This window comes from Burkholderia sp. BE17, assembly GCF_009362305.1.
GTDB lineage: Bacteria > Pseudomonadota > Gammaproteobacteria > Burkholderiales > Burkholderiaceae > Burkholderia > Burkholderia pyrrocinia_C.
Map to the genome: position 1 here is coordinate 213476 of NZ_WHNU01000002.1, position 22255 is coordinate 235730.

Annotated in this window: 19 protein-coding genes; 1 reads left to right on the forward strand and 18 read right to left on the reverse strand. The window is 67.2% G+C overall.

The window, feature by feature from the left end; all coding sequences use genetic code 11:
* Nucleotides 1-10 precede the first annotated feature (10 nt).
* The 10 genes from GD429_RS03475 to GD429_RS03520 form a co-directional block, all read right to left on the reverse strand.
* The gene (locus GD429_RS03475; RefSeq protein ID WP_072439360.1) at nucleotides 11-1177 is read right to left on the reverse strand and encodes a glycosyltransferase family 4 protein; all 1167 of its coding nucleotides are present in this window, start codon (nucleotides 1175-1177) and stop codon (nucleotides 11-13) included.
* Nucleotides 1177-2361 (reverse strand): glycosyltransferase family 4 protein, encoded by a 1185-nt coding sequence (locus GD429_RS03480; RefSeq protein WP_152855680.1) that lies wholly within the window; start codon nucleotides 2359-2361, stop codon nucleotides 1177-1179. Before GD429_RS03480 ends, GD429_RS03475 begins: the two co-directional genes overlap by 1 nt.
* Nucleotides 2358-3824, reverse strand: coding sequence for an O-antigen ligase family protein (locus GD429_RS03485; protein WP_152855681.1), 1467 nt, complete (start codon nucleotides 3822-3824; stop codon nucleotides 2358-2360). The genes GD429_RS03480 and GD429_RS03485 overlap by 4 nt, the downstream gene beginning before the upstream one ends.
* Before the next feature lie 10 nt (nucleotides 3825-3834).
* Nucleotides 3835-4983 (reverse strand): glycosyltransferase family 4 protein, encoded by a 1149-nt coding sequence (locus GD429_RS03490; protein ID WP_152855682.1) that lies wholly within the window; start codon nucleotides 4981-4983, stop codon nucleotides 3835-3837.
* Nucleotides 4984-5110: 127 nt separating this feature from the next.
* Nucleotides 5111-6070, reverse strand: coding sequence for a glycosyltransferase family 2 protein (locus tag GD429_RS03495; RefSeq protein ID WP_152855683.1), 960 nt, complete (start codon nucleotides 6068-6070; stop codon nucleotides 5111-5113).
* A gap of 62 nt (nucleotides 6071-6132) precedes the next feature.
* Nucleotides 6133-8358, reverse strand: a complete 2226-nt coding sequence (locus GD429_RS03500; protein WP_152855684.1) for a polysaccharide biosynthesis tyrosine autokinase — start codon at nucleotides 8356-8358, stop codon at nucleotides 6133-6135.
* A 50-nt stretch (nucleotides 8359-8408) separates the two neighbouring features.
* Nucleotides 8409-9620 carry a polysaccharide biosynthesis/export family protein gene (locus GD429_RS03505; RefSeq protein ID WP_152855685.1) on the reverse strand — a complete coding sequence of 404 codons (1212 nt, stop codon included), beginning with the start codon at nucleotides 9618-9620 and terminating at the stop codon, nucleotides 8409-8411.
* Nucleotides 9599-10042 carry a low molecular weight protein-tyrosine-phosphatase gene (locus GD429_RS03510; RefSeq protein ID WP_152855686.1) on the reverse strand — a complete coding sequence of 148 codons (444 nt, stop codon included), beginning with the start codon at nucleotides 10040-10042 and terminating at the stop codon, nucleotides 9599-9601. The genes GD429_RS03505 and GD429_RS03510 overlap by 22 nt, the downstream gene beginning before the upstream one ends.
* A gap of 30 nt (nucleotides 10043-10072) precedes the next feature.
* The gene (locus GD429_RS03515) at nucleotides 10073-11485 is read right to left on the reverse strand and encodes a UDP-glucose dehydrogenase family protein (RefSeq protein WP_152855687.1); all 1413 of its coding nucleotides are present in this window, start codon (nucleotides 11483-11485) and stop codon (nucleotides 10073-10075) included.
* A gap of 172 nt (nucleotides 11486-11657) precedes the next feature.
* Nucleotides 11658-13031 (reverse strand): undecaprenyl-phosphate glucose phosphotransferase, encoded by a 1374-nt coding sequence (locus GD429_RS03520; RefSeq protein ID WP_152855688.1) that lies wholly within the window; start codon nucleotides 13029-13031, stop codon nucleotides 11658-11660.
* 427 nt (nucleotides 13032-13458) lie between these two features.
* On the opposite strand from GD429_RS03520, the gene GD429_RS03525 reads away from it, so the two are divergent.
* Complete coding sequence (locus GD429_RS03525; RefSeq protein ID WP_152855689.1) at nucleotides 13459-14985, forward strand: mannose-1-phosphate guanylyltransferase/mannose-6-phosphate isomerase; 1527 nt, start codon at nucleotides 13459-13461, stop codon at nucleotides 14983-14985.
* Between the two features lie 123 nt (nucleotides 14986-15108).
* On the opposite strand, the gene GD429_RS03530 is transcribed toward GD429_RS03525, so the two are convergent.
* The 8 genes from GD429_RS03530 to GD429_RS03570 form a co-directional block, all read right to left on the reverse strand.
* A complete protein-coding gene (locus tag GD429_RS03530; RefSeq protein WP_152855690.1) occupies nucleotides 15109-16050 on the reverse strand; it encodes a transposase in 942 nt (313 codons plus the stop codon).
* Between the two features lie 724 nt (nucleotides 16051-16774).
* Entirely contained in the window at nucleotides 16775-17356 is a 582-nt protein-coding gene (locus GD429_RS03540; RefSeq protein ID WP_152855692.1) for a DUF3501 family protein, read from the reverse strand.
* 31 nt (nucleotides 17357-17387) lie between these two features.
* Nucleotides 17388-18725, reverse strand: a complete 1338-nt coding sequence (locus GD429_RS03545; protein ID WP_152855693.1) for a heterodisulfide reductase-related iron-sulfur binding cluster — start codon at nucleotides 18723-18725, stop codon at nucleotides 17388-17390.
* Between the two features lie 123 nt (nucleotides 18726-18848).
* Nucleotides 18849-19271 (reverse strand): rubrerythrin family protein, encoded by a 423-nt coding sequence (locus GD429_RS03550; protein WP_034185149.1) that lies wholly within the window; start codon nucleotides 19269-19271, stop codon nucleotides 18849-18851.
* Between the two features lie 259 nt (nucleotides 19272-19530).
* Nucleotides 19531-20799 carry an RNA polymerase sigma factor gene (locus GD429_RS03555; RefSeq protein WP_321574379.1) on the reverse strand — a complete coding sequence of 423 codons (1269 nt, stop codon included), beginning with the start codon at nucleotides 20797-20799 and terminating at the stop codon, nucleotides 19531-19533.
* Complete coding sequence (locus tag GD429_RS03560) at nucleotides 20796-21212, reverse strand: VOC family protein (protein ID WP_152855694.1); 417 nt, start codon at nucleotides 21210-21212, stop codon at nucleotides 20796-20798. The genes GD429_RS03555 and GD429_RS03560 overlap by 4 nt, the downstream gene beginning before the upstream one ends.
* Before the next feature lie 38 nt (nucleotides 21213-21250).
* Nucleotides 21251-21673, reverse strand: a complete 423-nt coding sequence (locus GD429_RS03565) for a YciI family protein (protein ID WP_065502590.1) — start codon at nucleotides 21671-21673, stop codon at nucleotides 21251-21253.
* A 125-nt stretch (nucleotides 21674-21798) separates the two neighbouring features.
* Nucleotides 21799-22152, reverse strand: coding sequence for a YciI family protein (locus GD429_RS03570; RefSeq protein WP_034185206.1), 354 nt, complete (start codon nucleotides 22150-22152; stop codon nucleotides 21799-21801).
* Between the last annotated feature and the right edge of the window lie 103 nt (nucleotides 22153-22255).

Genomic DNA, 22255 nt, shown 5'->3' on the forward strand with positions numbered 1-22255 from the left:
CCGCAGGCGCTCAGCCTGCCGCCTGGATCGCCTCTTCGTACACGCCGGCGACGCGCCGCGCGATCACCGCGTTGTCGAAATGATCGCGCGCATAGCGCTTGCACGCGGCCTCGTCGGGCAGCGCGATCGCACCCGACAGCGCGCCGCCGAGCCCTTCCGCGATCGCGTCCGCGCCGGTCGACGGCAGCACGAGATCGTTGGACAGCCCGGCCACCGCCTCCGGCAGCCCGCCGACCGGCGTGACCAGCACGGGCGTGCCGGACGCGAGCGATTCGACGGTGATCAGCCCGAAGCCTTCGAGCGCGACCGTCGGCACGACGCTGACCGTCGCCGCGCGGTACAGCGCCGCGAGATGATGGTCGGGCACGAAGCCGAGCAGCTTCACGTTGTCCTGCAGCCCCGCCGCGTCGATGCGCTGCTGCAGTTCCTCGCCGATCTTGCCCTTGCCGGCGATCAGCAGCAGCACGTCCGGGTGACGGTGCTTGACGAGGCCGATCGCGTCGATCAGGTCCTCCAGCCCCATGCGCCGCACGAGCCGGCGCACGGCCAGCACGATCGGCCGGTCCTGCGGCAGTTGCAGCTTGTGCCGCGCCTCGGCGGGCGTGAGCGGCGTGTCGAACTGCGCGGTATCGACGCAGCCGGGAATTACGCGCACGCGCGACGGCTCGATCCCGTAGCGATTCGTCAGGATCTGGCCGAATGCCTGCGACAGCACGATCAGCCGCGACGAGCGCGTATAGACGGCCTGCTCGAGATAGCGCTTCGCGCGCTGCCCGAGCGTCGCGGCACCCTCGACCTGGCTTTCGTCTGCCCACGGCCCCTGGAAGTGCGACACCTGCGGAATCCCGCGCGTCACGTCGAGGCCCGGGAACGTGTACAGCGCGAAGTGCGACGAAATCACGTCCGGCCGCTCGCTGCGGATCTCCTCGCGCAGCGCGCGCCGCGCGGCGAGCATCCGGCGCGCGAGCGTCTGCGACGCGGGACCGAAGCCCTGGATCGCACCGCCCGTGTCGTCGGCGACCTTCGGCGAGCCGGCGACGAGCCCGCGCACCTCGACGCCCGCGCCCGGCAGCGCGCCGACGAGCGAGTAATACATCCGGTCGAGGCCGCCCGCACGTTCGGGGAACCAGTGCATGCCGATCTGCAACGATTTGATCGGCCGGGAAGATTGGGACATCACGACTGCTCCTGGGTAACTGCATGCTCGACCCGCTCGAAAGCGGACGGCTGCGTAGGTTGGCCGATGCGCCGGTAGAGCGCGACGTACTGGGCACCCATGTGCGCCCAGCCGAAACGGGTCATCAGTTCGCGGGCCGCGTCGCCCATCGCGCGACAGGTGTCGCGCGACGCCGCGAGCGAACCGATCGCCTGCGCGAGCGCGGCCGGATCGTCCGGGTCCTCCAGCACGATCCCGCATTCGCGCGTGATGATTTCCGCACCGCCCGCGGTGCGCGCGGTGACGACCGGCAGCCCGGCCGCCATCGCCTCGAGCAGCGACAGGCTCATCGCTTCGTAGCGCGACGGGAATACATACGCATCGACCGAGCGCATCAGCGTCGGCATGTTTTTCACAAGGCCGAGGAAATGCACGCGCGAATCGATGCCGAGCGCGCGCGCCTCCTCCGGATACGGGCTGCCGGGCAGATAGCCGGCTACCGCCAGATGGACGTTCGCCGGCAGATTAGTCAGCGCCTTCAGCACGGTGCCGAGATTCTTGCGCGGCGTGCGCAAGTCGCCGACGAACAGCAGCAGGAACGCGTCGTCCGGCAGCTTGAACGCCGCACGGTCGGCCTGCGCGCCCGCGAACGCGCTGCCGTCGACGCCGTTGTAGATCACGCTGATCTTGCGGCTGTCGATACCGAGCGCGGCGATCTCGTCGGCCACCTTCTGCGACACGGCGGTGATCGCACGCGAACGCCGGTATGCCCAGCGCTCGAGCGCGGTGTTCACGCGTGTATAGACATACTGGTAAGCCGACCACATCCCCTTCGTGAGCCCGAACGGATAGTACGGGCTCCTGAACCAGCCGCCGTGCACGAAGTGCGCGGTATTCACGTCGGCCTTGATCCACGAGATGAAGCCGTTCACGTGCAGCACGTCGTACTCGCCGCGATGCGCGCGCAGCCACCACGCGCTCTTCAGCGCGAACACCTGCTGCTTGACGAGATTGGACGGCCAGAAGCGCCCGACCTTCACGGGCACCCAGCGCACACGCGGGTCGGCCAGCAGCTCGGGCGCGACGTGCGACGCGACCAGCGTGACTTCGTAGTTCTCGGCCAGCGCCGCGCGCGCGATTTCGTAATTGACGCGGCCCTGCCCGTCGTTATGTCGCACGACATGCGTGACGATCGCGATTCTCAAAGGTCGCCTCCCCGTGAACGCGCGGCGGCCAGCAGGCGCTGAGCCTTCTGCCAGTGCGCCGCGGAAAGTATCGAAAAAATGGCTGTAAACATCAGCAGGCCGCCCGTGCCGATCAGCGAGTTCGTGAACACGAGCATCGCGAACGTCGACAGGCACAGGCTCAGGCACGCGCCGACGAACTTGTCCTTGCGCAGCTTGAACGCCGCGCGCAGCGTGCGGCTGAACAGCATCACGACGCCGGCGAGATACAGCAGCGTGCCGGGCCAGCCGAGCACGAACGGCACGTTCATCACGCCGCTGTCGAAGCTGCCGTACTTGCCGAGCTCGCCGCTGTCGCTCGACAGCTTCGTCGATGCGCCGGTCGCGCCCATCCCTTCGCCGGCGACATCGGTAAACGCCGTCTGCGCGAAGGTTGCGTAGAACTTGTTGCGGTCGTCGTAGCTGCGGTCGTCCTTCAGGTTCACGATCGACTGCAGACGCTGGCCGAGACGATCAGCCACCGGCCCGACGGTCAGCAGCGGCACGCATAAGCCGACCAGCACGACGCCGCTGATGAGGATCCGCATCCGCACGCGGTTGTTCGACTGCGCGAGCTGGATCGCGAGCGCGATCACCCAGCCGCCCCACGTCGAACGCACGAGACACAGCGCGAACGACACGAAACCGGCCGCGCCCGCGAACCAGCGGATCTTCTGCGGCGCCGCGAGCACGAACACCAGCGCACCCATCATCGCGAACGCGAACGGCCCCGACGAGTTCATCGTGCTGAATACCCGCACGCCGTACGGCACCGGCTCGCCCTGCGAACCCATGTCCGAACCGATCATCCACAGCACGTCCCACTGCGGCATCACGAAGTACTGCACGACGCCGTACACGCCCATCACGAGCATGCCCCACATGAACGTGGACAGCAGCACGTCGCGGTACTCGGGATAGTCGCGCGCGTTGACCATGATGTGAAAGCCGATCAGCACCGGGTACACCCAGTTCGCGAGATCGTAGGTCGCGGCCATCACGCCGCTCGACACGATCCCGACGAGATAGGCGTATGCGAGCCCGAACAGCATCAGCAGCACCGGTATCCCGCGCCGCTGCGCGAGCACGCGGTAATGCCGGATCAGCCCGAAGCCGGCGATCATCGTCACCGCGAGCGGCGCGACCTGGATCAGGCTCGTCGGCGTGAACGCGCCCTTCGACCAGTCGGCGAGACGCCGCACTTCGGGGCTCAGGAACCACACCCACCACATGAAGCCGACATAACGCGCCGGGCTCTTGAAATACAGCCAGAGGCCGACCGCGATCGCCAGCACCGGAAACGCGAGCGTCAGCACCTTGCCCTGGTGCGCGGCGATCAGCACGGCGGTGAACGACCACAGCCCGGCCTGCCCGGCCCAGTGCTTCGGCTCGGCAAACCAGCTGCGGTTGCGCGACGGTGCGCGTTCGGCGGCAATCGTACTCATCGATCCGCTCTCACCGCGACGACGGACGCGAATCCGCGAGCGGCATCGCCAGGCCCGCGGCCGCCGGCGTGCGGCGCCGGCGCAGCAGGTCGCGCGTGATCCGCACGTGCTGCTCGGCGAACGCCTGCGTGGTCAGGTCGCGCTCGCGCAGGCACGCGGCGGCAGCCCGCGCGCAGCCGAGCGCCGCGACCGGATCGGCGACGAAGCGATCGGCGGCCTGGCGCATCGCCTGCGCGTCGAACGCCGGCACATAGGCGGCCGTATCGTGCGGGAAGTAGTCGCTGAGGCCGCCGACGTCGGACACGATCATCGGCTTGCCGACGGCTGCCGCCTCGAGCATCACCGTGATGCCCGACGCGTGGAAGTTCGGCCGCAGCGGCACGACGATCACGTCGGCCCACGCGTACAGCTCGTGCTGCTTCGCGAGCCCCGACGCCGAGCCGATCTTCACGTTCGGCGCATGCCATTCGCGCGGCACGCGGCGACGCGTCGCAAGCCGCACGTCGTAGCGCTCGTCGCCGCCGAACGCGGCGAGGAACGTGCGCCAGTCGCGGTCGCGGTCGTTGCCGATCGCCGCGATCCGCAGCGGCCGGTTCGGTTGCCACTGCCGCGGCTCGGTAAGCGGGAAATCCTGCGTGTTCAGCCCGTAATAGACGAACTCCGCATCGCGCCCGAGATAACGACGGCACAGCTCGGCGTTGTCGCGGGCGAGCGTGGTCAGCGCGTCGGCGCGCGCGAGCAGCTTGCGGTACAGCCAGCGGCGCGCGCCGCCGAAGCTGCCCCACTTGTCGAACAGCCACACGCTCTGCGCGAGCAGCAGCGGGCGCTTGCCCTGTGCGCCGGCGAACTTCAGGATCAGCGAAGCGGCGAGGTGCTCCTGCTCGGTATGCGTCCAGATCACGTCGGTATTCAGCAGCGCGGCGCGGTTGCGCCACGCATGCACGACGTCGAAGCCGAGCGCCGCCTTCAGCGCGCGGCGCGCGAGGCTGGCGACACGGCCCTCGCCGCCGTCCTGCGAATAGGTCAGCCGGAATTCGTCGGATTCGGCATGGTGATAACCGTACAGGCAGCCGACGTTCTCGCCTTTCCGGTAGGTACGCGGATCGGCGCCGTAAAACAAATGGACGTGAACGTTCGTTGCGGCTTTCGTTGCAGTCATGTCAGCCTCCGCCGGGCCGCCCCAAGGAGGCTGACCGCCCCCTCGGGAGGCAGCGCGCAAAGCGCGCGTGGGGATTGTTTCATTTCGAGCCCTCCGGGGATGGCCGCGCGCGATGCGCGCAGCCCGTTCAAGACGTCACCGGCGGCATCGCCGCACGGTGGGGGGCAAGGTTCGCGCGGCGTGCGTCGCGCGCGCCGCGGCGCACCGCGCGCCAGTGCTCGCGGATCCGGCTGCGCTGCGCCGTATGCACCGACAGCAGCACGTGCGCGAAACCCGGATAGACGCGCGTACCGACCAGCGTCCACCACCACCACGCGATCTCGCGCCGGACCGGCGGCAGATGCTCGCGCAGGATCAGATGCAGGTTGTACGCGCCGTTGCTGATCGCATTCAGCGAAGCGGCATCGCGCCGGTCGTCGTCGAAGCGCTCGGCCGGGAAATGATCGACCGCGATCGCCGGGTCGTAGACGAGCTTCCAGCCGTCGCGCTGCACGCGCATGCTGAACGCCATGTCGTTGTGCACCTGCGCACCCGCGCCGCGCAGCCGCGTGTCGAAACGCAGCCGTTCGATCGCGGTGCGGCGGTAGCTCATGTTCGCGCCTTTCAGCATGTCGACTTCGCGCAGGCCGCCGACGCCGAGGTGATGATTGCCGACGATCTTGCCGGACAACGTGAGCTGGCCAACCAGTTCGCGCGATTCGTCGAGCACGCGGCCTTTCTCGTGCACCCAGTCGCGCCCGCCGACCGCGCCCACGCGCGGATCGGCCTGGAATGCCGATTCGACGCGTGCCAGCCAGTCGGGGTGCGGCGCCGCATCGTCGTCGGTGATCGCGACGATGTCGCCGTTCGCCGAGTCGAGCCCCTTGTTCAGCGCGGCGACCTGCCCCGGCACGTCGACCGGCACGATGCGCAGCGGCAGCGCGCCGCCGACCGCCGGATCGGCGAGCCGCTCGTGCGTGGCGTCGTCCTCCGGGCGCGCGACGACGATCACCTCGTCGGGCAGCCGCTGCTGCCGCTGCAGCGCCAGCAGGCAGCGCGCGAGGTCGGCCGGGCGCCGGTAGGTCGGAACGAGCACGGAAATTTTCATCGATGGTTCTCCAGTCGGCCGGGCCGGCGCGCTGCGCGCCGGCCCGGTTTCGCGCACTGCACTCAGGCGCTCAGGTATTCGTGCACGGCCGCATAACCGCGGCCGTAGCCGCGCGCCTTCGGCGGCACGCCGTTGAAGATCCCGCCTTCCAGATCGACGCCCGCGGTGCGCAGGCGCTTGATCGCGTCGGCGATCTCGCCTTCGGTGTGCATGCCCGAGCGCAGCACGAGGAACGTCGAGCCGGCCATGCGGCCGATGATGGTCGCGTCGGTCACCGCCAGCACCGGCGGCGAATCGATCAGCACGACGTCGTAGCGCTTGCTGAGCCCTTCGAGGTATTGCGGCAGGCGCGTCGACATCAGCAGTTCCGACGGGTTCGGCGGACGCGTGCCGGCCGCGATGAACGACAGGCCCTGCACCGGCGTCTCGCGCACGGCATCCTCGAGCGGCGACTGGTCGCTCAACAGTTCGGACAGGCCCGGCTGCACGGTGAGGCCGAAGTAGCGGTCGAGCAGGCCGCGACGCATGTCGGCGTCGATCAGCAGTACGCGCTTGCCCGAATGCGCGAGCAGCACCGCGAGGTTGACCGCCAGGAAACTCTTGCCGATGCCGGGCGTCGGGCCCGTCAGCACGATCACGCGGTTCTTCGCATCCATCATCGCGAACTGCATCGCGGTGCGCAGGCTGCGCAGGCTCTCGACGCTGAGATCCTTCGGACGCAGGCTCGCGAGGATCGGCCGCGCGCGGCCGCCGCCCTTCTCGGCCGCGGCGTCGAGCTTCACCTGCTCGGCGCTTTGCGGCACCAGCCCGTACAGCGGCAGGTTGAATGCGCGCTCGATGCGATCGGGATCCTCGATGCCCTGGAACATGTTGCGGCGCAGGAACACGACGCCCGTGCCGAGGATCAGCCCCAGGAACACGGCGGCCGACAGGATCAGCACCTTCTTCGGCTTGACCGGGTCGCCCGGGCGCAGCGCCGAATCGACGAGGTGGATGTTGCCGCCCGTGCCGGCCTTCTGCACCGACAGCTCCTGCACGCGGTTCAGCAGCAGCACGTAGATGTCCTCGGCGACCTTCGCGTCGCGCTGGAGCTGCACGGCCTTCACTTCGGTCGCCGGCAGGCTGCGGAAGCGGTTCGCGTACTTGTCCTTCTCGCCCTCCAGCTCGGCGAGCTGCTGCTTCGCGGCGATCACCATCGGGTGCGAATCGGTGAAGCGCTGCGCGAGCGATGCAAGCTGCAGGCGCTGCGCGGCGATCTGCTGCTCGTACTGCACGCTGCCCTCGAGGTAGACCTTCGCCTCGTCGCTCGCGTTGATCGAGCCCGACGTGCGCTGGTATTGAGTCAGCGCGGCTTCCGCGTGTTCGAGGTCGGCCTTCAGGCGCGGTTCCTCGCCCTTCAGGAAGTCGAGCATCTTGGTCGCTTCGGCCTGCTTCGCAACGACGTGCTGGTTCAGGTACGACTGCGCGAGCGCGTTCGCGATCGCGGCGGTCTGGTCCGGGTCCTTGCCTTCGAGCGAGATCTGCACGACGCCCGTCTGCTTGCCCTGCTCGCTCACCTGAATCCCGGTCTGGAAGCCGCTGATCGCGTCGAGATCGTTGTAGCGGGTCACCGTGAACTGCGTGCCGGGGCGCGCGACGAGCTTCTTCACGAGCAGCGTCACGCCGCCGCCCTGCGCCGATTCGCCGACCTGGCCCGCCAGCAGCCGGGTGCCGTTCTGGTCGACGAGCGAATAGGTGTCGTTCGGGCCGGCCGTCAGCGTCAGCTTCTTGCCTTCGAGCGCGGGCACGACGCTGATCGAATCGATGTCGGCGATTTCACCGCCCCATGCGTACGACTTCAGGCCGAGCCACGGCCGTGCCGGCTCGCCCGGCGTCGCGACGCGCGCGGCGAGGCTGCCTATCACGGGCAGCGTCTTCGGCACGACCGAGAAGTTCAGCTTGAACTGCTCGACGACGGGCGCCACGACGCCGCGGCTCTTGATGATCTCGATTTCCGCGTCGGTCGGCGCCTGCTGGGGGCCGCTGTTGATCGACGCGCCCGTTTGCGTCTGCGTGAGCGCCTGCGACGTGTTGTCGTTGCCCTCGACCCGCACGTGCACGTCGGCCTGGTAGACCGGCTTCGCGATGTAGCAGTAGAGGCCGGCGAGCGCGATGACCGTCACCGCGATGCCGAGCAGCAGCCAGATGTCGTCCATGATCACCTGGAGCAACTGGCCGAGGACGACGTCCTCTTCCTCGGTTTTCACGGACAGATCCGCGTAGGAGTGTTTCGCTTGCGTGTTCACCATTCGTTCCCGCTTGAGTGGTGCCGGGGCGGAGGCGCCGCCCCGGCGGGCTATCAGCGTGTGATTTGCCGCATGAAGAAGATCGTCTGGATCGTCGGCAGCACTTGCTGCAGCACACGGTTGAACTGCACCGAGCTGGCCGTGCTGACGTAGACCACATCGAGCGGCTGAAGCGGGAAGCGGCTCGACAGCATCAGCGCATCGGGTTGCGTCATGTCGAGGCGGAACACTTCAGGCTTCGTCGGGTTGTCGCGCATCCCGCGCATCACGTAGATCTTGCGCGGGTTCGCATCGGTGTCGAGGATGCCGCCGCCGGCCGTCAGCGCGTCGGCGATGGTCAGCCTGCCCTTGAGCATCGGCACCGTGACCGGCGTCTTGACCTCGCCCATGATGAACACGCGGCTGTCGCTGCGGTCCGGCACGTTGACGATGTCGCCCTGCTGCAGCATCACGTTCTGCTTCACGTCGCCGCGATCGAGCACGCCGTTCGCGTCGAGCGTGTAGAGCTTGCCGTCGCGCGTCAGGCGCACGCGCTGCAGGTCGGCCTCGTTGGTCGAGCCGCCCGAGCGCGAGATCGCGTCGACCAGCGTCAGCGGCACGTCGCTCATGGCGAGCGGGCCCGGCGTCTTCACCTCGCCCGTCACCTGCACCTTCTGGCTGCGGTACGACAGCACGCGCACGTCGAGCTGCGGGTTCTTCACGTAGCGCGCGAGGCGCGTGGCCAGCTCGTCGCGGGTCTGCGCGATCGTCTTGCCCGCCACGTGGATGCGGCCGACGAACGGGAAGAAGATCGTGCCGTCGGCGGCCACCGTCTGGCCGTAAGGATCGGCCTGGCCCGGCAGCGACGACGAATAGGGCTGCTGCAGCGCGCCCGCGATCGTCTGCGTCGTGTTGCCGCCGCTCGAGAACGACTGGCCCTGCGGCGTCGTCAGCTCCGGGTGGTCCCAGACCGTGACGCCGAGGATGTCCTGCGGGCCGACGCGGTACACGTACTGCGACGGATCGGTATAACGCGCAGGCGGCAGCGGGTGATCGACCTGCTTCTTCTGCAACTGGTCCATCACCACTTTGGCGTCGATGTAATGAACCGGATAGGTCTCGGCCGCTTGCTGGCGGCCGTCGTCCTTCAGGTTCGACGAGTCGAGGTAGTTGCCGGGCGCGGTTGCACAGGCTGACAGGAAAGTCGTCAGCGCGACGGCAAGCGCCACCGGGCGCATCGGGCGCATCGGGCGCATCGGGCGTTTCAGCATAGTTTCTGTAGCCATCCTTGAACCAGACGTTCGATCTGCGAGTAGCTCTCGCGGTATTCGGCCTCGGGGCCGCCGTGCGGATCGGCAATCTCGGCCCCTTCCCACTTGCCGAGCAGGTGAACCTTGCCGCGCGCGAACGGATCGACCGATTCGACGGCCGCGATCTGTCCGCGCTCGCTGACGAGAATCAGGTCGGCGTCGCGCACGATCCGGCGCGACAGCCGCCGCGAGCGGTGGGTCGTCGCATCGACGCCGCGCTCGGCAAGCAAGCGCCGCATCACCGGATCGATGCCGTCGCCGTCGTTCGCATGCACGCCGGCCGAGTGGAACGTCGCGCGCGGGCCGCCGCGCGACGCGGCGTGCGACTTGAACAGCATTTCCGCCGCCGGGCTGCGGCAGACGTTCGCGTGACAGACGATCAGGATGTTCCGGAACATGGCGTCTCGTAACGGGTGACGTGAAGCGGGTTACGCGCGCTCGCGCGCGGCGCCCGGCACGCGGGCGGCAACAGCCTGGCGCGAGCCCGGCCGGCCGATCGGGTGGTATTCGATGCCCTGCTCGCTCATCGTCTCCGGCTCGTACAGGTTGCGGCCGTCGAAGATCACCGGCGTCTTCCACAGGCGGCCGAGCGCGACGAAGTCGGGGCTCTTGAACGCCTTCCATTCGGTGACGATCACGAGCGCATCGGCGTCACGCGCGGCCTGCGCTTCGTCGTCGACGAAGCTCAGGCGCTCGAGCCAGCTCGGGTGATCGGCGAGATCGAGCGCGATCACGCGGCGCGCTTCCTGCTGCGCGACCGGGTCGTATGCGGCGATGCGCGCGCCGCGCGACAGCAGCTCGGCGATCAGCTCGCGGCTCGGCGCCTCGCGCATGTCGTCGGTGTTCGGCTTGAATGCGAGGCCCCAGATCGCGAACGTGCGGCCCGTCAGGTCCTCGCCGAAGCGCGCGACGATCTTGTCGGCGAGCACGCGCTTTTGCGTCGCGTTGACCGACAACACGGCCTTCAGGATCTGCAGCGATTGCCCGTGCTCGTCGGCCGTGCGGATCAGCGCCTCGACGTCCTTCGGGAAGCACGAGCCGCCGTAGCCGCAGCCGGCGTACAGGAAGTGATAGCCGATGCGCGGATCGGAGCCGATCCCGCGGCGCACGGCCTCGATGTCCGCGCCGAAACGGTCGGCGAGGTTCGCCAGCTCGTTCATGAACGAGATGCGCGTCGCGAGCATCGCGTTCGCCGCGTATTTCGTGAACTCGGCCGAGCGCACGTCCATATACAGCGTGCGTTCGTGGTTGCGGTTGAACGGCGCGTACAGCTTCTTCATCAGCTCGCGGGCGCGCTCGCCCGGCACGTCGTCGTCGCAGCCGATCACGATGCGGTCCGGCCGCGTGAAATCGTCGACCGCCGCGCCTTCCTTCAGGAATTCCGGATTCGACACGACCGAGAACATCTGGTCGCCGCCGCGCTTCGCGAGTTCCTCGGCGACCGCCGCGCGCACGCGCTCGGCCGTGCCGACCGGTACCGTCGACTTGTCGACGATCACCTTGAAGCCCGTCATGTAGCGGCCGATGTTGCGCGCCGCCGCGAGCACGTATTGCAGGTCGGCCGAGCCGTCCTCGTCGGGCGGCGTGCCGACCGCGATGAACTGCACGTCGCCGTGCGCGACCGCGGCCTCGACGTCGGTCGAGAAGCGCAGGCGGCCGGCCGAGCGGTTGCGCGCGATGACTTCCTTGAGGCCCGGCTCGTGGATCGGCACGCCGCCGTTGTTCAGGATGTCGATCTTCGCCTGGTCGACGTCGAGACAGAACACGTCGTGCCCGATGTCGGCGAGACAGGCGCCGGTGACAAGACCTACGTAACCGCTGCCGATGATAGTCAGATTCATGATGTGTCGGACCTCTTGACCAATGATTCGAAATTCGTAAAACCGGAATGCCTGCGCGGGAGTGCATCTCGAGAAAACATCGAGCCGTCCCGAGTTTTCGGCCCCGCAGGAAGCCCCCTTTGGGGATGCTCCCCTCGGGCGGCCTGGCGCGAAGCGACAGATCCCGGGGCGCTCAGTAAGCGTTGCTGCCGGTGAAGCCTTTCCACAGCGTCAGCGCGACGATCTTGATGTCGAGCCAGAACGACCAGTTCTGCATGTAGTACAGATCGAGCTTCACGCGTCCCATCATCTTCTCGATCTGGTCGGTCTCGCCGCGAAAGCCGTTGATCTGCGCCCACCCGGTGATGCCGGGCTTGATCCGGTAGCGGAACATGTAGCCCTTGACCAGATCCTTGTAGATGTCGTCGTGCGCGAGCGCATGCGGGCGCGGGCCGACGACCGACATCTCGCCCTTCAGCACGTTGATGAACTGCGGCAGTTCGTCGAGGCTCGTGCGGCGCAGGAACCGGCCGACCGGCGTCACGCGCGTGTCGTTCTTGGTCGCCTGCGTCACCATGCCCGCCGCTTCCTGGTGCACCTTCATCGAGCGGAACTTGTAGATCTCGAACTCGTGCCCGTCGATGCCCTTGCGTTTCTGGCGAAAAAACACCGGCCCGCGCGACGTCAGCTTGATCAGGCTCGCAATCAGCAGCATCACCGGCGCGAGCGCCGTGAGCGCCGCCAGCGCGAACAGCCGGTCGAACACGAACTTCGGCAGGATCCGCACGTCGGTGATCGGCGACGCCGCGAGGTTGATCGCCGGCACGCCGAGCACCTCGACCACTTCCTGGTTGAAGAACGACAGTGTGCGCACGTCCGGAATGAAACGGATGTTCACGAAATCGTGGCGGAACACCGTCACGATCTGGTGAATCCTCGGTTCCTCCGAGATCGGCAGCGTGAGCCACAGCTCGCGAATCGCGCGACTGCGCACGAGCCACACCAGCGATTCGAACTGCCGCTCGATGCGCACGTCATCGAGTGCGACATCGCCCGGCGCTTCGCTTTCGTCGTACACGCATACCGGGTTGAAGCCCGCTTCCGGCCGCGCCCGCATCTGCGCGATCAGCCGCCGCGCCGCCGGCGTACCGCCGACGATCGCGACCGCCTTCAGGTTGTAGCCGCCGCGGCGCAGTTGCCGCAGCACGACGTGCACGCAGGCCTTCGAGCCGGCGAGCAGCGTCATCGTCACGAGCGCCCAGTAACCGAGCCACAGTCGCGACAGGTCGCCCGACTGGTGAAAACTGAAGCTCATCAGGATGCCCGCGAGCTCGACCACGAGCCACGCGAACGCGACGCGCCCCATCAGCCCGACGAGACGCTTGCCGCGCCACGACTGGTAGATGCCGATGGCCGGAAAGAACACCACGACCAGCAGGCAGTCGAACAGCACCGTCGTGCGCTGCAGGTCGTTGAGCCAGATGCTGCCGTCGTGCAGCGCAGCGGCGATCAGCGCCCCTGCCACGACCATCGCGATATCGATGACTCTCGCCAGCACGCTCAACATGTCTGCTTCCTCTTTGAACAGGCGTTTGCCGAACAGCTCCTCGTGCAGCCCGTGCCGCACATTCGATTCAAACGTTGCATGACGCTATTGAAGCGACAAGAAAATCGCCCCTCAAGCGCACAAGTATTTCGAAAAATAATCGGAAATTCTTGCCGCGAACTTTTTGATTTAATTCGGCACGTTTTCCCGAATCGATCGGGAATCGGGAAGTTTCGGAAACTTTACGTTCGCCGCGAGCCCTTTGCGGGCACGGGATGGCCAACAATGCCCGGAATTATTTTTTATTTTTTTATTTGCATCCGATGCGATCGCGGAAAATTTTTCCAGATGAATGCCCGGCGAATATCAGCCAATGGACCCGGTTTTATTGTCGATTTACTTCATGCTACAACGACAGGCACTGACTTCAACCGTGGAGAGTGTCATCATGAATGCTCCGGCCGTGGCAGCCGAAACGCGCCAATCTTCTTCCGCCGCCCCCGCCACCGGCACGCGCCTCGTCGTGCAGCCGGTGATTCTTGCCGGCGGGTCCGGCACACGCCTGTGGCCGATGTCGCGCGAACGCTTTCCGAAACAGCTCATCGGCTTGCTCGGCGAGCATTCGCTGCTGCAGTCGACCGCGCTGCGCCTCGACGGCCTGACGGCCGACCACCCGCTGAACGACGACGTGCTGATCGTGTGCGGCGAGGATCACCGCTTCACGACCGCCGAACAACTGCGCCTGACGGCCAAACCCGCGACGATCATGCTCGAGCCGCTCGGCCGCGACACCGCGCCCGCGCTGACGCTCGCCGCGCTGCGGCTCGTCGCCGACGGCAACGATGCGGTGATGACCGTGATGCCGGCCGACCATGCAGTCGCCGACCTGCCGCGCTTCCACGCGGCCGTCGCGGCCGGCGTGCACTGCGCGGCGCAAGGCAAAATCGCGACGATGGGCATCGTGCCCACGCACGCGGAAACCGGCTACGGCTACATCCGCGTCGGCACGCCGCTCGGCGATGCCGCGACGGGCAACCTCGACGTGCGCCGCCTCGACCGTTTCGTCGAGAAGCCGCACCTCGAACTCGCTCAGCAGTACGTCGCATCCGGCGAGTACTGGTGGAACAGCGGCATCTTCATCGTCCGCGCGTCGGTGTGGCTGAAGGCGATCCGCCAGCTCGAACCGGCGATCTACGCGGCCTGCGAACAGGCCATCGCGCAGGGCAAGGCCGATGGCGACTTCTTCCGCGTCGATCGCGATGCGTTCGCCGCGTCGCCGTCGAACTCGATCGACTACGCGGTGATGGAGCCGCTCGCGAGCCTGCCGCAACTGTGCGAGAGCGTCGTCGTGCCGCTCGACGCGGGCTGGTCGGACGTCGGCTCGTGGGACGCGATCTGGCAGATCTCGCAGAAGGACGAGGCCAGCAACGTCGGCCGCGGCCATGTGCTGTTCGAAGGCGCCGAATCGACCTTCGCGCATTCGGAAAGCCGGCTCGTCGCCTGCGTCGGCACGCAGAACCTCGTCGTCGTCGAAACGCCCGACGCCGTGCTCGTCGCGGACAAGTCGCGCGTGCAGGACGTGAAGAAGATCGTCGGCCGCATCAAGGCGCAACAAGGCGCGGAAGCCACCGATCACCGCAAGGTGCATCGGCCGTGGGGCCACTACGACTCGATCGACATGGGCGAGCGCTTCCAGGTGAAACGCATCGTCGTGAAACCGGGTGCGCGACTGTCGCTACAGATGCACCACCACCGCGCCGAACACTGGATCGTCGTGCGCGGCACCGCGCGCATCACGCGCGGCGACGAAACGTTCCTGCTGTCCGAAAACGAATCGACGTACATCCCGCTCGGCGTATCGCACCGCCTTGAAAACCCGGGCATGATGCCGCTCGAACTGATCGAAGTGCAGTCGGGCGCGTATCTCGGCGAGGACGACATCGTCCGCTTCGACGATACCTACGGCCGGCAGTGACGCGTCAAGCGCCGGGGGCGCCGCTGCGACAGCGGCGCCCCCGGTGTGGCAAGCATGGAAAGACGAAGCTTCCGCGCGGGCGTCGTGGCACACGACGGCCCGCGCGTTGCGCTGGAACGACGCTCAACCTACGCGGTACGCGTATTCGCGGCGCTCCGACTGCACGGGATCGTTGCGGCTTTCCGACAACGCACCCGCGTGACGCTCGGCGATGAAGCGCTTGATGTCCGACTCCGCACGCGCCAGCGCGGACAACCCGGCCAGCACCTCGCTTTGCGGCGCACGCGCCGGCTCGTCGCTCGCACCGTGGCGATCGATCCACTGGCGCGCCCAGTCGAGCGCGAACTGCTCGGCTTCCTCGGCATCGGTGAAACGCGGACCGATGAGGCCCGAGCGCTCGACGCGCCGGTCGTCCTGCGAGATCTCGGCCCACGCGCGATACATCAGGTTCTGCACGGGCTGCGCAATGCCGCAGATCGTATAACCGCGATACTCGTCGACTTGCGGTTCGGCCGCGGCGAAGCTCGCCGACGACGCACGCGCATGGCGCAGCTCCGCCGCCTGCGTACCGGGCACCACGAACGACGCGCCGGCCGGATCAGCCACTGCGTCGTTCGGCATCGCGCTCAGCGACGCGCCCTCGCCCTCCCAAACGTTTGCCTGCGCGACCGGCAATTGCCACGACTCGGGGTTTTGCCAGAACACGCCGCGCAAGCGATCGTTGTCGGGCACGGGCTCCGCGCGACGCGCAGGGATAACCGGCACCGGCGGCGGCGGAATATACGCGAACGTGCGCCCGCTGAACTGGGTCAGCACGTCGATCATCTGCAACAGCGTGCCGCTCGCGAGCCACTCCTCGTAGCGACGACGGCACGTCGGCCCGGACGGATAGCGACCGGGCAGCTTGGACCAGGCTTCACCGGTCGTCAGGATCCAGAGCACCGCGTTGGCAACGACGCGCGGTTCGGCTCGTGGACGCCCACGACGATTCAGCCGGATGGGTTCATCGGCGATCAGCGTTGAAAGACGACACCACTCTTCATCGTTAAGCTCATCGAAGAACATAGTAGATCTCTCCACGCAGCCAGGCCGGGCTGCGATTGGCGGCGCCGTCGCGACTTATCGCGTCGCGGGGCGGCCAGGTTGCACATTATGGTTATCCGGTGTTGTGCATGCCGGCCCGACACCGCACTTTCACGGTGCCGGGATTCCCGGCAATGGCGCAAACATCACGGTCTCACTCCAATGTGGGAATTTTTGTGCACGAAGCATACCATCCTCAGGGTTTATCTCAATATGACAATGACTTAATGTTACGCACTGAAACAACCTGCCATGGATGCGCAATCCATTTACGCATGAATTTTTTTGCGAGATCTTTATGCCCGGCGCTGCAAAGGCCCGCCTGGCGGGGCTCTACAAGGTATGAAGAATGACCGCCAATGGGCCTTTCCGGGCTGTTCCGACCCCTGCCCGCAACAATCCCCGGAATTGCCTCATAAAATCGGTAAATCAGGGAAAATTCAGTAACAAGATATTCACGAATCGGTAAATCATTCAATTTCCGTACAACTGAATTATCTCCGTGCACAATCTCTTTATTGTTTCCCTGCGAGTGATGAAAGCACGGTGACGCGGAATGCACATTGTTTCTCCGCATGCAAGCGCGGGGTGCCTGTTACATCTTCGCGGCGACGAGCGAACGGCCGCGCCGTGTCGCACGCGGAAATCCTGTTTCGGGTCGGAACGGAAAAGCGGAATACGCCGCGCAGGACGCGCGGCGGTCGTCTCAACACAGGTCGCCGGCCAGCGACGCGGCCACGTCAGGATCCACGCGCTGCGGCGGCATCGTGTAGGCCGGGTGATCGCAGCCGATCGACAGCGCCGCCCCGCCCTTGAGCGCCGCGCGCATCGGCGCTTCGAGCTCGAAGCGCACGAAATGCACGGCCGACGTCTTCTCGTCGTTGTCGCGCTCGAGATCCTCGTCGGCGATCGCGTAGACGCGCGCCTGCCCGTCGACCTGCAGGTACACGCGATCCTCGATACCGATCAGCCGCGCGAGCGCCGCGCGCCGCTCGATCTCGTGCTCGTATTCGATCTGCATCGTCGCCTTCAGGTTGGTGCCGTCGGGCACGAGCGGCAGATACGCGTCGAGTTCGCCTTCGATGCCCGCCTCGTCGAAGATCTTCTCGATGTGCAGCATCTCCTGGATCTGATAGCGGATCGTCGTCTCGTCCTCGAACAAGAAGCGCAGATGGTTGCCGAGCGCGACCGCGCGGCGGCGCTTGTACGCGACGAGCCGCGCGTGTTCGGTCCTGCGGATCTTCGCGTACGCTTCGAGCGTCAGCAGGGAGTCGCGGGTCAGCGTCATGGATTGTCCTCGTGGGTCGGCCGGCATCGGCTCAGATGCCGTATGCGCGGCGCAGCAGCGTGAGCGGATGCGCGAGCGGCGCGGACGGCAGCCCCTTCTCGTCGATGCCCTGCACGATGTGATGGCCGGCCAGCGCGCAGTCCGACGACACGAAATCCGGCTGCGGCTCGGCCATCGCCTTGAACACGGGCGCGCCGATCCGCATCGCGTCCGCATGGAACTCCTTCTTCACGCCGAACGTGCCCGCATGGCCCGAGCAGCGCTCGACGACATTCACGCGCGTATCGGGCACGAGCGACAGCGTGTCGGCCGTCTTGCGGCCGATGTTCTGCACGCGCGCATGGCACGGCACGTGATACGACACGGTGCCGAGGCCGGTCTTGAAATCGGTCTTCAGCAGCCCGTCGCGATGCCGCGCGATCACGTACTCGAACGGATCCCAGAACGCGTCGGCCACCGCGCGCACCGCTTCGTCGCCGGGGAACATCAGCGGCAGCTCGCTCTTGTACATCAGCACGCAGCTCGGGATCGCGCCGATCAGCGCATAGCCTTCGCGCGCATAGCGTTCGAGCACGGGCAGGTTCACGTCCTTCTTCGCGGCGACACCCGCGAGGTTGCCCTGCTCCAGCAGCGGCATTCCGCAGCACGCCTCGCGCGTGACGAGCTCGTACGGAATGTCGTTGTGCGCGAGGATCGCGAGCAGGTCGTGGCCGATGCCGGGCTCGTTGAAATTCACGTAGCACGTCGCGTAGATCGCGACCTTGCCGGGCGTACGTTCGCCGTCGCGCGCGGGCGGGTTGTCCGAGCGCTTCGCGGCGCGCCTGAACTTGCGCGGCGCGAACTCCGGCAGCCACGCGTTGCGATCGACGCCGAGCGTCGCTTCGAGCGCACGGCGTGCGGGCGGCGTGCGGTTCACCGCATTCACCGCCTGCGTGACGATCGGAATGCCCGCGAAATGGCCGAGCGCATCGGTGTTCGACAGCATCTTGTCGCGCAGCGTCGCTTCGCCGCGCTTGTAGCGCGCCGCCTTGCCGCGCAGCATCAGGTGCGGAAAGTCGACGTTCCATGCGTGCGGCGGCACGTACGGGCATTTCGTCATGTAGCAGAGATCGCACAGATAACACTGGTCGACGACCTTGCCGAATGCCGCCTTCGGCACTTCGTCGATGCCGCCCAGCGGCGTGTCGTCGACCAGATCGAACAGCGTGGGAAACGCGCCGCACAGCGACACGCAGCGCCGGCACCCGGCGCAGATGTCGAACACGCGCGTCATTTCCGCATCGATCTCGGCCTGGTCGTAGAACGCATCGGACTGCCAGTCGAGCGGATGCCGGGTCGGGGCTTCGAGACTGCCTTCCTTGTGGGGCATGGGGCGCTCCAGCGTGGCGCGCATGCGCGCGAGCGCGCCGCCCGCGCGCTGCGGGCAGCGATGAACGGGCCGGCCGCTTGCGGGTCACATGGTCGTACCGTGCGGCCTGCGGCGGCGGTCGTCTCAGTCGACGAGGCTGTCCAGCGCCTTCGTATAGCGGTTCGCGTGGCTGCGTTCGGCCTTCGCGAGCGTCTCGAACCAGTTCGCGATTTCGTCGAAGCCTTCGTCGCGCGCCGTCTTCGCCATGCCCGGATACATGTCGGTGTATTCGTGCGTTTCGCCGGCGATCGCCGATTCGAGATTCAACCGCGACGAACCGAACGGCAAGCCCGTTGCCGGATCGCCGACGGCTTCCAGGTATTCGAGATGGCCGTGCGCATGGCCGGTTTCGCCTTCGGCGGTCGAACGGAACAGCGCGGCGAGGTCGTTCTGGCCTTCGACGTCAGCCTTCGAAGCGAAATACAGATAGCGTCGATTCGCTTGCGATTCGCCCGCGAATGCGGCTTTCAGGTTCTCTTCGGTTTTGCTGCCCTTGAGATGAGCCATTTGCGCCTCCGTTCGAGTCGGCGCGGCCGCATGCGAAGCCGGGCCGATCAGATATGTGGGGAACGATGCGTTTGCCTGAGGCGCACGCGTCGTGCCTTTTAATCTAGGCGCTGGCGTTCGCATCCCCCAATAGGCTTTTTCAATCCGGGCGATAGCCGGACGCGCATCGGGGGATCGTCGGGAGGGCGGGATCGGTGCGGCGTACGCCGCGCTTACGACGCACGCTTCATGCGTCACGCGCCGATCGGTCACGCATCGGTCACGCGTCGATCGCGCGCTTGAGCAGCAATTCGCGTTCGCGCTCGTTGCGCGTCAGTTCCGCCGCGCGGCGGAACTCGAGTTTCGCCTCGTCGGCCCGGCCGAGCTTCGCCAGCAGGTCGCCGCGCACGCTCGGCAGCCAGTGATAGCGCGCGAGCGCGGGATCGTCGCGCAGCACGTCGACGAGCTCGAGCGCCGCGGCCGGCCCGAACGCCATCCCTACGGCCACGGCGCGGTTCAGTTCGACGACGGGCGACGGTGCGACTTCGACGAGCGCGTCGTACAGCGCGACGATCTGCGCCCAGTCCGTTTCCGACGCGTGCCGCGCACGCGCATGGCAGGCGGCCAGCGCGGCCTGCAGCGCATACGGTCCGCGCACGCCGCCGAGCTTCGTCGCCCGTTCGAGCGCCGCGAGGCCGCGCCGGATCAGCAGTTGATCCCAGCGGCTGCGATCCTGGTCGAGCAGCAGCACGGGCCGGCCCTGCGCATCGGTGCGCGCATGCATGCGCGACGCCTGCAACTCCATCAACGCGACGAGCCCGAGCACTTCGCTCTCGTCCGGCGCGAGCCCGGCCAGCACGCGGCCGAGCCGCAGCGCCTCGTCGCACAGCGCCGGGCGCGTCCAGTCGTCGCCCGCGGTCGCCGCATGGCCTTCGTTGAACACCAGGTAGATCACTTCGAGCACCGACGCGAGCCGCGCGGGCCGCGCATCGGCGGCCGGCACCTCGAACGGCACGTGCGCCGCCGCGAGCGTGCGCTTCGCGCGCACGATCCGCTGCGCGATCGTCGGCTCGGGCGTCAGGAACGCGCGTGCGATCTCGCCCGTCGTCAGGCCGCCGAGCAGCCGCAGCGTCAGCGCGACACGTGCGTCGGTCGACAGCACCGGGTGGCACGACGTGAAGATCAGCCGCAGCAGGTCGTCGCCGATATCGTCGTCGCTCGCGTCGGCGAGCGCATCGGCGATGTCGGGGACGACATGCGCTTCGAGCGCATCCATCTCGTGCCCGAGCTGGTCGCGCTTCGCCGCATGGAGCGACTCCTGCCGGACGCGGTCGAGCGCGCGACGCTTCACGGCCGTCATCAGCCAGGCGGCCGGGTTGTCGGGCACGCCGTCGACGGGCCAGTGCTCGAGCGCCGCAACGAGCGTGTCCTGCGCCAGCTCCTCGGCCACGCCGACGTCGCGCACCACGCGCGCGGCGCGCGCGATGATCTTCGGCGCCTCGATCCGCCAGACCGCCTCGATCGCACGGTGGGTCGCCTCGTGCGTCACGCCGACGGCCCCTGCGCGGACGCGTCCTGCTCCACGTACATCAGCTCCCACGCGTGGCCGTCCGGATCGGTGAACCCATGGCCGTACATGCCCGGATACTCCAGCGGCGGACGCGGCGCGGAGCCGCCGGCCGCACGCGCCTTCGCGACGACCTCGTCGACTTCGGCCCGGTTTTCGCACGACAGGCACGACAGCACCTGCACGTGCGTCGCCGGATCGACGATCGTCTTGTCGGTAAAGGTCTGGAAAAACGGCCGCACGAGCAGCATCGCGAAGATCGTGTCGCTGATGCGGAGGCAGGCGGCCTGATCGTTCGTATAGGCCGGCACGACCTCGAAGCCGAGTGCCTGGTAGAACGTCTTCGAGCGCGGCAGGTCGGCCACGGGCAGGTTGACGAAAACCATTTTGTGCATGACGGATGCTCCGGGTGAGGTTGGATTCAGGCCGGGATTCAGGCGGCGTTGCCGCGGCCGACGTGGAGTTCGCGGAACCGCTCGACCGCGTCGCTCGGCGTGAGATCGTCGAGCTCGAACAGCGGCCGCACCTCGATCTCGCAATCCATCTCCGCGCCGAACGGCGCGGGGAACCGGCGCGTCCATTCGAGCGCCTCGTCGCGCGAACGCACCTGGATCAGCGTATAGCCGGCGATCAATTCCTTCGTTTCGGCGAACGGGCCGTCGACCACCGTGCCCTTGCCGCCCGTGTAGCGCACGCGCCAGCCGCGCGCGCTCGGCCGCAGGCCGTTCGCATCGAGCAGTACGCCTGCATTGGCCAGTTCCTCGTGATACACGGTCATGGCCTCGACCAGCCGGTTGTCCGGTAACGCGTCGGATTCGCTGACGGCGTTCGCCCGGATCATGATCATGAATCGCATCGTTCACTCCTTGTCGTCGGTGGAAGGAGGCGCCCGTTCATCGGCGCCTTATCCGGACGACGGGCGGAACGCGGCCGGATCGACACGCGCCGCGACAAATCAGGGTAAATACCGAGTCACGGCCTTCACAGGAAGCACGGGCCGACCGCGCGTACCTCGACCGTGCACCATTGCGCGGCCGGGCACTGGCGCGCGATCTCGATCGCTTCCTCGCGCGTGTCGACGTCGACGAGGAAGAAGCCGCCGACCATCTCCTTCGCCTCCGCGAACGGGCCGTCGAGCAGGCGCGTCTCGCCGTCGCGCACCTGCACGCGCGTGCCGCGCTCGGAACGCTCGAGCGACTCGACTCCGCGCAGCACGCCGCGCGCCTTCAGCGTCTCGGCGAAATCGACCATCCGCGCGTAAAGCGCCTGGCCTTCGTCGAGCGTGCGTTCGGCGCGCTGGTCGGTCGGTTCGACAATCAACAGCATGTAAGACATGGGCTTCTCCTGTAGGGACGGGGCGCTGCAGCGATCGGCGTGCGACGCCCCGATGCGAAAGCGTAACAGCCGCGGCAGGGCCTGCCTGCATCGTTGGCCATCC

Excerpts from the sequence above, each read along its gene's own strand:
- GD429_RS03475 (WP_072439360.1), bottom strand. The coding sequence starts at position 1,177 with ATGTCCCAATCTTCCCGGCCGATCAAATCGTTGCAGATCGGCATGCAC.
- GD429_RS03485 (WP_152855681.1), bottom strand. The coding sequence starts at position 3,824 with ATGAGTACGATTGCCGCCGAACGCGCACCGTCGCGCAACCGCAGCTGG.
- GD429_RS03490 (WP_152855682.1), bottom strand. The coding sequence starts at position 4,983 with ATGACTGCAACGAAAGCCGCAACGAACGTTCACGTCCATTTGTTTTAC.
- GD429_RS03495 (WP_152855683.1), bottom strand. The coding sequence starts at position 6,070 with ATGAAAATTTCCGTGCTCGTTCCGACCTACCGGCGCCCGGCCGACCTC.
- GD429_RS03500 (WP_152855684.1), bottom strand. The coding sequence starts at position 8,358 with ATGGTGAACACGCAAGCGAAACACTCCTACGCGGATCTGTCCGTGAAA.
- GD429_RS03505 (WP_152855685.1), bottom strand. The coding sequence starts at position 9,620 with ATGGCTACAGAAACTATGCTGAAACGCCCGATGCGCCCGATGCGCCCG.
- GD429_RS03510 (WP_152855686.1), bottom strand. The coding sequence starts at position 10,042 with ATGTTCCGGAACATCCTGATCGTCTGTCACGCGAACGTCTGCCGCAGC.
- GD429_RS03515 (WP_152855687.1), bottom strand. The coding sequence starts at position 11,485 with ATGAATCTGACTATCATCGGCAGCGGTTACGTAGGTCTTGTCACCGGC.
- GD429_RS03520 (WP_152855688.1), bottom strand. The coding sequence starts at position 13,031 with ATGTTGAGCGTGCTGGCGAGAGTCATCGATATCGCGATGGTCGTGGCA.
- GD429_RS03525 (WP_152855689.1), top strand. The coding sequence starts at position 13,459 with ATGAATGCTCCGGCCGTGGCAGCCGAAACGCGCCAATCTTCTTCCGCC.
- GD429_RS03530 (WP_152855690.1), bottom strand. The coding sequence starts at position 16,050 with ATGTTCTTCGATGAGCTTAACGATGAAGAGTGGTGTCGTCTTTCAACG.
- GD429_RS03540 (WP_152855692.1), bottom strand. The coding sequence starts at position 17,356 with ATGACGCTGACCCGCGACTCCCTGCTGACGCTCGAAGCGTACGCGAAG.
- GD429_RS03545 (WP_152855693.1), bottom strand. The coding sequence starts at position 18,725 with ATGCCCCACAAGGAAGGCAGTCTCGAAGCCCCGACCCGGCATCCGCTC.
- GD429_RS03550 (WP_034185149.1), bottom strand. The coding sequence starts at position 19,271 with ATGGCTCATCTCAAGGGCAGCAAAACCGAAGAGAACCTGAAAGCCGCA.
- GD429_RS03560 (WP_152855694.1), bottom strand. The coding sequence starts at position 21,212 with ATGCACAAAATGGTTTTCGTCAACCTGCCCGTGGCCGACCTGCCGCGC.
- GD429_RS03565 (WP_065502590.1), bottom strand. The coding sequence starts at position 21,673 with ATGCGATTCATGATCATGATCCGGGCGAACGCCGTCAGCGAATCCGAC.
- GD429_RS03570 (WP_034185206.1), bottom strand. The coding sequence starts at position 22,152 with ATGTCTTACATGCTGTTGATTGTCGAACCGACCGACCAGCGCGCCGAA.